Origin of the sequence: Streptomyces aureocirculatus, from assembly GCF_000720475.1 — a bacterium.
Classification (GTDB): domain Bacteria; phylum Actinomycetota; class Actinomycetes; order Streptomycetales; family Streptomycetaceae; genus Streptomyces; species Streptomyces aureocirculatus.
The window spans coordinates 21,172-30,493 of the sequence record NZ_JOAP01000078.1; the positions used below are offsets into that span (position 1 = coordinate 21,172).

The 9,322-nt window shown below is 65.7% G+C and carries 7 protein-coding genes and 1 pseudogene; all 8 read left to right on the forward strand.

Going from position 1 to position 9,322, the window contains the following annotated elements; translation table 11 throughout:
* Positions 1-373: 373 nt before the first annotated feature.
* Positions 374-3,517: an RHS repeat-associated core domain-containing protein gene (locus IG78_RS0138650; protein WP_225882400.1), complete on the forward strand. Its 3,144-nt coding sequence runs from the start codon at positions 374-376 to the stop codon at positions 3,515-3,517.
* A gap of 468 nt (positions 3,518-3,985) precedes the next feature.
* On the forward strand, positions 3,986-4,405 hold the full coding sequence (locus tag IG78_RS52495; RefSeq protein ID WP_430739067.1) for an RHS repeat-associated core domain-containing protein: 420 nt from the start codon (positions 3,986-3,988) through the stop codon (positions 4,403-4,405).
* An 832-nt stretch (positions 4,406-5,237) separates the two neighbouring features.
* On the forward strand, positions 5,238-5,807 hold the full coding sequence (locus tag IG78_RS0138660) for an SMI1/KNR4 family protein (RefSeq protein ID WP_030573585.1): 570 nt from the start codon (positions 5,238-5,240) through the stop codon (positions 5,805-5,807).
* A gap of 498 nt (positions 5,808-6,305) precedes the next feature.
* Entirely contained in the window at positions 6,306-7,283 is a 978-nt protein-coding gene (locus IG78_RS0138670; protein ID WP_159398283.1) for a NucA/NucB deoxyribonuclease domain-containing protein, read from the forward strand.
* A gap of 118 nt (positions 7,284-7,401) precedes the next feature.
* Positions 7,402-8,007: a hypothetical protein gene (locus tag IG78_RS44610; RefSeq protein ID WP_030573590.1), complete on the forward strand. Its 606-nt coding sequence runs from the start codon at positions 7,402-7,404 to the stop codon at positions 8,005-8,007.
* A gap of 171 nt (positions 8,008-8,178) precedes the next feature.
* Entirely contained in the window at positions 8,179-8,427 is a 249-nt protein-coding gene (locus tag IG78_RS0138680) for a hypothetical protein (RefSeq protein WP_030573593.1), read from the forward strand.
* A gap of 157 nt (positions 8,428-8,584) precedes the next feature.
* Positions 8,585-8,830, forward strand: a complete 246-nt coding sequence (locus tag IG78_RS50785) for a hypothetical protein (RefSeq protein WP_030573596.1) — start codon at positions 8,585-8,587, stop codon at positions 8,828-8,830.
* A gap of 278 nt (positions 8,831-9,108) precedes the next feature.
* Positions 9,109-9,322: pseudogene (locus tag IG78_RS50790) on the forward strand (aminoglycoside phosphotransferase family protein); the annotation flags it as partial.

The window sequence follows — 9,322 nt, forward strand, 5'->3', positions numbered from 1 at the left end:
CCGACGTGCCTCTTTGCCCCAGCGTAGGCGGTCAAGGACTTGTCTGGTTCCGGTTGGCATGTGAAGCAAATTCGGGGGAATAGCGCAGCCCTTTGTGAAGGAGTTGTGGCAGCGTGTGCGCTTCCAGTGGCCATGGTGGTCACTGTGACGACTCTTCTCGTGGGGGGAAGACATGTCCAGACGTGCCTCGGGCACGCCCCATCGGCGTGCCCGCACAACTGCTCACAGATCAGCCCGTTACGGGTTAGCGGCGACGGTGGTAGCCCTGTCGCTCGCCGCGTCGGGAACAGCCGCGCTGGCGGCCCCGGCACCGCCAGGCCCCGGTCCGACGTCGGTGTGGGGCAAGCCCAAGGAGCCCTTCGCCATCCCGGCGGTGAAGGTTGGCGAGACCAAGCCGGTGGTGCCGGAGCCGGAGGGAGAGCCTTCGCCGGAGCAGGCGGCCTGGCGGGCCCAGCAGAAGGAACGGGCGCGCACCGGCGAGACGGCAAAGGCATCGCCCCGCATCCGGGGTGAAGTGCCCGCCTATGTGCCCGAGGGCCAGGGCGCGGTGCCCTGGCACGAGGTATCCGATTTCCGTATCACCGACTCCCTGGTGGCGCGGATCAACCTCTCCAACGGCAACCTGATGCTCGCCGCCACCGACTTCGACGTCGTCGGCGTGGGCCAGAAGCTGCGCCTGGCACGGACGTACAACTCCTTCGACGCGCCCTGGGGGAAGGTGTCTCAGCGGTGGTGGCAGGAGTACGAGCGCTACCTTCAAGTCCTCGATGACGAGGTGGTGGTGTACGACGCCACCGGCGACGCGGTCCGCTTCGACAAGAAGGCCGACGGCACCTTCACCACGCCCAAGGGCTACTCCAAGGACCTGAAGAAGAACACTGACGGCACCTACACCCTCACCAGCCGCAAGTCGGGGGTGAAGGACACCTACGACGAGCACGGCACCCTGACCAAGGTCACGGACAAGAACAAGGGCACCATCACCGTCGACCAGCACGACAAGGGCGAGGAGCACAAGGGCTTCAAGGTCACCGAGACCCGCTCCGGGCGGTGGGTGGACCTGGTCAAGACGTACGGCAACCAGTGGCAGGCGAAGGATCACACCGGCCGCACCGCGGTCTTCGACCTCAACGAAGACGGAGACCTGGTCAAGACCACCGACACCGAAGGGAAGACGACCCGCTTCGGGTACGACTCCTCCGGCCGCCTGAACAAGATCACCACCCCGGAGGGCCGGGTCACGGTCTTCACCTACGACGCCGAGAACCGCGTCACCTCCATGCTCCGGGCCACCCAGACGGGCGGCGACGGCCACACCGGCCCTACCTACACCTACGCCTATTCCGCCAAGGATTCCTCCGCGGCGGGCACGACGACGGTCACCGATCCCGAGCAGCACGCCACGAAGTACGAGCACAACAAGGACGGCGGCGTCACCAAGGTCACCGACGCCCTGGACCGCTCCCGCTCTCGCACCTTCGACGCGAACCACAACATCGAGACGGCGACGGACGCGATGGGCACCGGTAGCAGCGGCGGCAACGTCACCGCCTACGGCTGGGACAGCCGCAACAACCCGACCTCCGCAAAGCTGCCCACCGGCGCTACGGCATCCCTGTCCGGCTACCAGACGATCGCGGGCACGGACCTGCCGAAGTCCTTCACCAGCGCCGACGACGAGAAGACCGACTTCACCTATGACACGGCGGGCAACACCAAGTCCGTCGCGGTCACCGGCACGGGCGGCGGCAAGCGCACCTACGACTACAACGATGCCAGCCCCGACTGCGGCGGCTTCGAGGGCCAGCGCTGCAAGGCGACGACGACGATGTCCGCCTCCAAGTCGGTGTCCACGTCGTTCCGCTACGACGACAAGGGCAACCTGCTCAAGGCCACCCCGCCCGCCCCGCTGAAGCCCACCACCTACACCTACGACGCCCTCGGCCGCCCGGAGACGGTCACGGACGGGCGCGGCATCAAGACGGTGTACGAGTATGACGAGCGCGACCGGATCACCAAGGTGACCTCGTCGTCGAAGGCCACAGTGGTGTACTCCTACGACGGCGACGGCAACCTCACCCAGCGCTCGGACGGCACCGGCGTGATCAAGTACGCCTTCGACCCGCTGTCCCGGGAGACGGTCCGCACCCTGCAGAACGGCTCGCAGACCAAGCTGACGTACACGCCCGCGGGTAACGTGGAGACCTATGAGGACCCGGCCGGGGTCACCGACTACATCTGGAACAAGGTCAACAAGCTTGTCAAGCTGAAGGATCCGGCGGGCAGGACCACCACGTACGAGTACAACCAGAACGACATCCGCACCAAGACCACCTACCCCGGCGAGACGGTGCAGACGGTCACCCCGGACAAGTCCAGCCGCCCCGAGAAGATCAAAGCCACCTCGCCCAAGGGCACCCTGGTCGACCTGACCTACGACTATAAGAACGCGGGCAAGGACAGCACGAAGATCCGCACCCGCACGGACGCCGTCACTGACCTGAAGACCAGCTACACCTACGACAGCGCCGGCCGCTTCTCCTACGCCAAGGAGGAGAAGGGCGACACGCCCACCTACTCCTGGCAGTACTGCTTCGACCAGGCAGGAAACCTCACCTCTCAGGGCACCGGCAAGGGCTGCCCCAGCGACAGCACATTCACGATCAACGACGCCCAGCAGATCACCGCGAAGAACGGCGACAGCACCAACTGGTCCTACGACGCGGCCGGAAACGAAACCGCAGGAGCCTCAAGCCTCGAGGGCACCCGCACCGGCGAGCAGTGGTCCGACTTCAGCCAGCTGACCTCGATCACCGTCGGCGGCAAGACGTACGAGGGTCAGTACGGCTCCACCGACCAGAGCGAACGTATCCGGCTTGGGGACACCTTCTTCCACAACGGCCCTCTGGGGCTGTCGGCGAAGAGCACCGGCGGTGTGGACATGGGATTCAACCGGGAGCCCGGGGGCACGCTGAACTCCATGACGACCGGGGGCAAGTCGTACTACTACCTCACCGACGCGCTCGGTTCGGTCGTCGCGCTCGCCGACGAGTCCGGCACCAAGGTCAACTCCTACAGCTACAGCCCCCGCGGTGTGGAACGCGCGGCGACCTCGGAGAAGGTCTCCCAGCCCTACCGCTTCGCGGGCGGCTACCAGGACCCCACGGGCCTGTACCACTTCGCGGCCCGCTACTACGACCCGCACATGACCCGCTTCACCCAGCCCGACCCCTCCGGCCAGGAGAAGAACCCCTACCTCTACGCCGAAGGCGACCCCGTCAACCGCATCGACCCCACCGGCCTGTTCAGCTTCTCCGACGTCCTTGACATCGGGGAGAAGGTAGTAACCGGAGTCTCCGGCTGTTTGGCCGGCATTGGGGCAGCAGGTGAGTCCGGCGTTCTCACAGCGGCGACCGGATTCTTTGGCACGCCCGGCACGATAGCCGCTGGTACCTTCTCCTGCGCCGTAGGCGCAGGAGCGGCTTACATGAATGCAGACATAATGTCCTACGGGTGACGTGCAACGGACCGCATCGAACGCATCCTGACTGAGAGCAGACAATGACCTTCCGGGCAGCGTGATTCGATGCTGCCCGGAAGGTCATCGCAAGGAGAAGTGATGCCAACCAAACCTGAAAGCAAGTTCACCATAATCATAGTTGTGGGGATGGCATTTGGGGCTCTGTGTACAATCTTAGGGGCGCGGGGCGACAACTATGCGCTGTTAGGGGCCGGTATTCTGGCGCTTGTCAGCGGCGCAGTATTGCTTTCCATGATGCTTCACCGTTGGTCTAAGACCAAACGCTGAACGCTTGGAGTGCACCTGGACCGCAGACTGTGATGCGTCCTCTCAGGCTGCTACCTGAGAGGACGGCATGCGGGCCGTGTGAAGTGCGTAGCGACCTCGGAGTGGGGTTTCCTCCCAGCCTACAGTTTCGCAGGCGGCTACCGATGCTCTGCCGGCCTGTACCACTTACGACTTGCAATGACCCGCTTCACCCAGCCCGACCCCTCCGGCCAGGAAAAGAATCCCTATCTCTACGCCGAAGGCGACCCCGTCAACCGCATTGACCCGAGCGGGCTGTTCTCTCTGGGAGGGTTCCTGAAGGACACGATCGGAGGCACCCTTATCGGCGCCGCAGGCGGCTGCGCTTCGGGGGCCGTAGGGAGTATCTGGACTGGCCCCGGCGCCTTGGTCGGATGCGGGATCGGTGCGGCCACTGGGGCCTTGGGGGTGCCGTCACGGGCGCGGCCACCTACCTATGGAATGACCTCACCTAGTACTCACCGTGATGTTCGCAGCACATGGCTGGGAGGCCATGGCCCAGTGGAAGGCTGGCGATGGATCTCACTCTTATTATCGCCTGCGGAATCGGCGGAGCCGTCTGCGGAGGCGTTGCTGTAGTCATCGCCGGAAGGCGAAGGAGACAGCGGTGAATTACCGCAGTTCTCCAGGCTGAAGCCGTTGAGCCCTTGAGGTGTGTGGAGAAACAGGATGATCAATGATGCATGAGCCCCCTGAGCGTCCAGGTCTTCGTCGTGCGATGACCCAACTGCTCATTGTCCTGCTAGTCCTCTACCTGGTGTGGTTCTTCATCTCTTACCTCACCGGGGGATCGCTCGGGGCGTCACTCACCGCACCACTCATCCTCCTGGCACCCGGAGCCGGGATAGCAGTTATCCGCTACAAGCAGTTCAAGCACCGTTAGGACCGAGACATGTGGGACCCTGCGGGTCTCACAAGGCATTGACAGAGGTGTTGCATGCTGAATTCGGGGCCACCCACGGCTCGCGGCGTCTATGAGGTCAGCAGTACGACCGACCTTGTGGTATTCATCGGCCTCGCCATTGTAATTCTGGTCGCCGTGGTGTGGTGGCAACGGCGCCGCCGCAACTAGGCTATCGGCCTCACAATCACCTGCAGCGAACGGAGTGAAAGCGTCAGCCTTTCGCCGAGGCGGGCGCCCTCCGATGCCGTCTCATGGCCCCGGCTGCTCTTCCCTGTCCAGCCGGGGCTCCTCACGTCTAGCGGTGCCAACCAGGCCGACTTCCCGCGCCGCGGTGCTGCACAGGGCCCGGCAGGAGGAAAGTCGGCATGAACTGCAAGATCAGCGGTGGACACCGCCATGTACGAGGGCAAGCACACCGGCCAGGGAGTGCTGGCCAACCCGTGCCCGTAGGTACGCATCTGATGATTGCCTGGATGGTGCCGGTCTGTCGGCGAGCGGAGGACTCGAGTGTCGGTGGATGAGTCGTGGGAGAAGATCGAACGCTGGCTGGACCAGTACGCTCCGCAAGAACAGCCTCTGCCGGGGCCGTGTACCCGCTCCGAGCTGGACGACCTCCACAGCGTGCTCGGCGTGCGGCTGCCCAAGGACGTTGAGCAGTCGCTGTTACGGCACAACGGGTCGGGGCTCACCGATGTCATCCCGCGCACGTACGCGCTCTACAGCGTCAAGCACATCGCTGACGATCACCTTGGAACGCTCACGTACAAGCTGGAGAACGATCATTACGGCTCGGACGACAGCCGCCTGATCGTGCCCATCGGCGCGCTGGGCGAAATGCAGCTCGTCGTCGACACCCAGACAGGGCATCTCGGGTCATGGGACATCGAGGAGACCGGCTACCGCTGGTACGAAGGCCCGGGGTGGGCATCCCTTTCGGCCGTGCTCGACATCACGGGAAACGCCCTGGCATCCCCGCCCCCGTGGATCGCAGTCATGGGTGAAGGTGATCAGTGGCGGGCCATCGATATGGACACCGATTTCCCGGGAACACTGGTCTGGGCCGACGTCAGGGGGTAGCCCGTCGTTTGCCCTAGCAGGGCGCGGACGTACCTCACCTCAAGCGGCGCCGTCCTCGCCAGACATCCGGTACGGGGCTGAGGGGCCGGACAGATTGTTCCGGGCAATCAGGCGAGAGGCCACGGCCAGCGCGGTCTCCGCGTCAGCGGGTTCCACGATGCTCTGGGCCATGCCAGGGACGGTCCGATGGGCGAGGAGAGAGGTCACACCGCGGCAGACGCGCCTTGCAGACTCCGGAGTTCGCAGCGCCCCGGGTGTTCAGTCGTCCGTGGCCTTGACGCTTACAGGAGGGAAGCACCCGGAACATGCCATACCGGGCAGAGATTCGGCCGCGCAAAAGGAATGTGCTGAAGCGGAGAATCTGAAGCTCGTAGCGTCGCTTACCTGCCGTTGCCATTGAGGTGCACGGGGCGCCTTCGGTGTGCACGGCGGGGAGGGGATTCGCCAGTGTTACGCAGATGGACGCGCGGTGCCGCTACAGGTGTGGTGGTGCTTGCGTTGACGGGGGGACTGGTGTCGGCGGCACAGGCCGCGCCGAGGGCGCAGGAGTTGTCGCTGCGCGTGTCGGTGGGCACCGCGCAGCCTGTGCCGGCCACGCAGGCGCGGGCGGCGGTGCCGTGCGAGCGGGGCAAGGCCTACTACACCCGCTACCAGAGCTGCATCGTGGTGGGCGCCACGGTGACGCTGCTGCGCAACGGCCGTCCGGTGGGGAACGCGAAGTTCGACATCACGCACAAGATGACGCTGAAGCAGAAGTCGCTGAAGTGGTCGGAGAGCGTCAAGATCGGCAAGGCGCGGCTGGTGAACGCCTCCGGTGTGACGGTCAGGCTGAAGGTGACGTGCGGCGGCAAGTGCAAGCCCGACAACCGCTTCCCGCGCGGCCGCAAGCTCGGCCGGGAGTTCTCGGGGAAGGTCAACTACCAGGACAAGGTCGCCAAGCTGAAGAAGGACAACACGTCGGCGAAGTACGTGTTCACCTTCACCAAGCCCGGCTACAGCCCGGGCGGGTTCAACTACCGGTCGGTGCCCTTCCGCTGTGACGACACGTTCTGGAACCGGCAGCACACCCGCCGCACCCTCAGCGCGGGCTGTGCGTTCCACACCTTCATCCCGGTGATGACGACGATGCGGACGCTCCCGGAGATCGCCAAGAACATCCGCAAGGTGCAGTCGGGCGGCGGCCACTACGGGCGGATCGGCTCCGGCAAGCCGCTGCACCGCGAAGCGGACCAGCAGGCCATCACCGACAACCGGAACAAGGTCTGCCCGCGCGGGCAGACCCCGCCGCGGCCGGGCCTGTCGTGCGACGAGTACCCCTTCGCCACCACCCGCGAGGGCGGCCACCATGTGCCCGCAAACAGCCGCGGCACCGCCTGGGTGCCCGAGGAGGAACAGAACAAGCAGGGCGGCCGGGTCACGACCTTCCACAAGAAGGAGCGGATCGTGCACCGTGATGCGTTCTGGGTGAGCGTGTGACGGCCCGGGCGGCCATCGTGTAGGCAGTTTTCGTGGTGGCCGTGCCCGGCGCACTGGGCACGGCCACCACGAGACTCCCGTCCGCTGTGGCAGTCAACGCCGAAGGAGAGCCGAGGCTATGCAGGTTCCCGTGTCGCACCACCAGTTCGTCCTGTTCGACACCGACGCCGAGGCGCCCGAGGAGAGCATCGACGACACCCGGGCCGGCAACGGGCTCGTCACCGTCAACGCCGAGGGCACCTACGCCAGCGTGATGACCGGCACCCCCCACGGCACCCTCGAGGTCACCTTCGACATCCAGGACAGCCAACCGCCCCTGGACACCGGCGGCTGGGACGAGACCGTCGAAGTCAGCATGTACTTCTCCGGCCAGGGCCCCATGGCAGGCGATCCGCTCCCCGACGACGTCGTCGACGTTCCGCTGCCCGCAGACGACGAGGACTACCAGTGGTGGCGCTTCCGCTTCCACGCCCGCGGCCGCGACACCATCCACACCCCGGATGCGCAGCCCGAGGAACACCTCGTACAGATCTGGCCCGCCCCCCGGGCCCCGGAGGTACGGCACAAGCTCACCGACCAGACCGGCCACCGCCGCCGCAACCCTGACCCGCACTACTACGCCCAGGCCAAAGCCGCCGAAGCAGCCAGCCCCGCCGACTCCGCCGACACCTACGCCAGCCACCCCATGGCGCCACGCTCGGCTCGTCTGGACGAACACACCTGACTCCTGCCCGGACAAGCACAGCAACCGGAAGTCCTGAACGGGCTGCCGCCAGGACGCGGGCAGCCGTCGCTCACATCAGCGCAACGTTTCTCCGGTGACGTTCTTCCCCCACTCGGCTGAGACTTCTGCCAATCCCCGGCACACACGCGCGCAGCCGGTCAGCCTGCCGGGGTGATCAAGAACTTCGCCCGCGGCCTTGCCGCGCTCAGTCTGTCCCTGACCCCCCTCTTTGTTCCGGCTCCGGCACAGGCCGCTGCCCCCGCCGAGACCACCACGTTGGCCGACGCCGTGCACCGCCTCCCCGTGGCCGGTGAGAGCCGTGACGGCTACACCCGCACCGCGTTCAAGCACTGGAACGCCGGCGCGGTGAAGTCCGACGGCTGCAACACCCGCATTATCTGCACGGCTCATTGGGCGTAGGTCACAACGTCGCAGGTGCACGGGCACTTTAACGTTTCTGCGGCTTTTGAGGGACGTGTGGCACAAGGGTGCGGGAGGCGGAAAGGCGGCGTTTCCGAGGGAGCGGTCTGCTCGTTCTCATGCTGATCATCCCGCCTGTTCCCTTGGAGAAGAGCCCATGCGTCTGCGTGCTTTCCTGACCGCTGCTCTGAGTGCGGTCGCTGTCGTGTCCCTGTCCGCTGTTCCCGCCCAGGCCGGTCCGGCAGCGGCATCCGCGCCGGGGGATGTCGTCACCACCACCTTGCATGCGGCGGTCGAAACGCTGCCGGTCGCGGAGGAGAGCCGCACCGGATACGAGCGGACCAAGTTCCGTCACTGGACCGACGCGGACCGGGACGGGTGCAACACCCGCGCCGTTATGTGAGCACTGCATGTGTCTCGGGATCGAGTGTCTCATCCTACGTTGAGCAAAACCGCGCGGAACCCTGATCATCCACAACCAGGACGACCACGCTGACCGCAGAGGCGACTGCCCGACTATGGGGCGTTCACGAGCGCCGCCGTCCTGTGGCTTCCCGGCTCACTCGAGGTCATTTCCCAGGTGCCTGGTGATCGTTCCCCGAAACGGCTCCGCCTCCCACGGAGCGACGTCGATATGCGTGTGCACGGCGGCAGTTCGGGGTGCAAGCTACCGGGATGAATATGGGAGAGATCGACGCGCGGTTGGTTGGTCGATTCGGCCCCGAGGCGGAGGGGGGGCTCGCTCAGGGTTCGAACCTCGCTGCGCGGCTGGCCGCGCGGTGGGGTTTGATGCTCCGTGAGCTGTTCGAGAGTGGAGCCTCCTCTGTCGTCTTGCGCTGCCAATGGCCGGACGGAACGCCGGCGGTTCTCAAACTCAGCCCAGATCGGGCGCTGT

Bases quoted from the DNA above. Each gene is read 5' to 3' on its own strand.
- IG78_RS52495 (WP_430739067.1), top strand. From the start codon at position 3,986: ATGACCCGCTTCACCCAGCCCGACCCCTCCGGCCAGGAAAAGAATCCC.
- IG78_RS44610 (WP_030573590.1), top strand. From the start codon at position 7,402: ATGCAGGTTCCCGTGTCGCACCACCAGTTCGTCCTGTTCGACACCGAC.
- IG78_RS50785 (WP_030573596.1), top strand. From the start codon at position 8,585: ATGCGTCTGCGTGCTTTCCTGACCGCTGCTCTGAGTGCGGTCGCTGTC.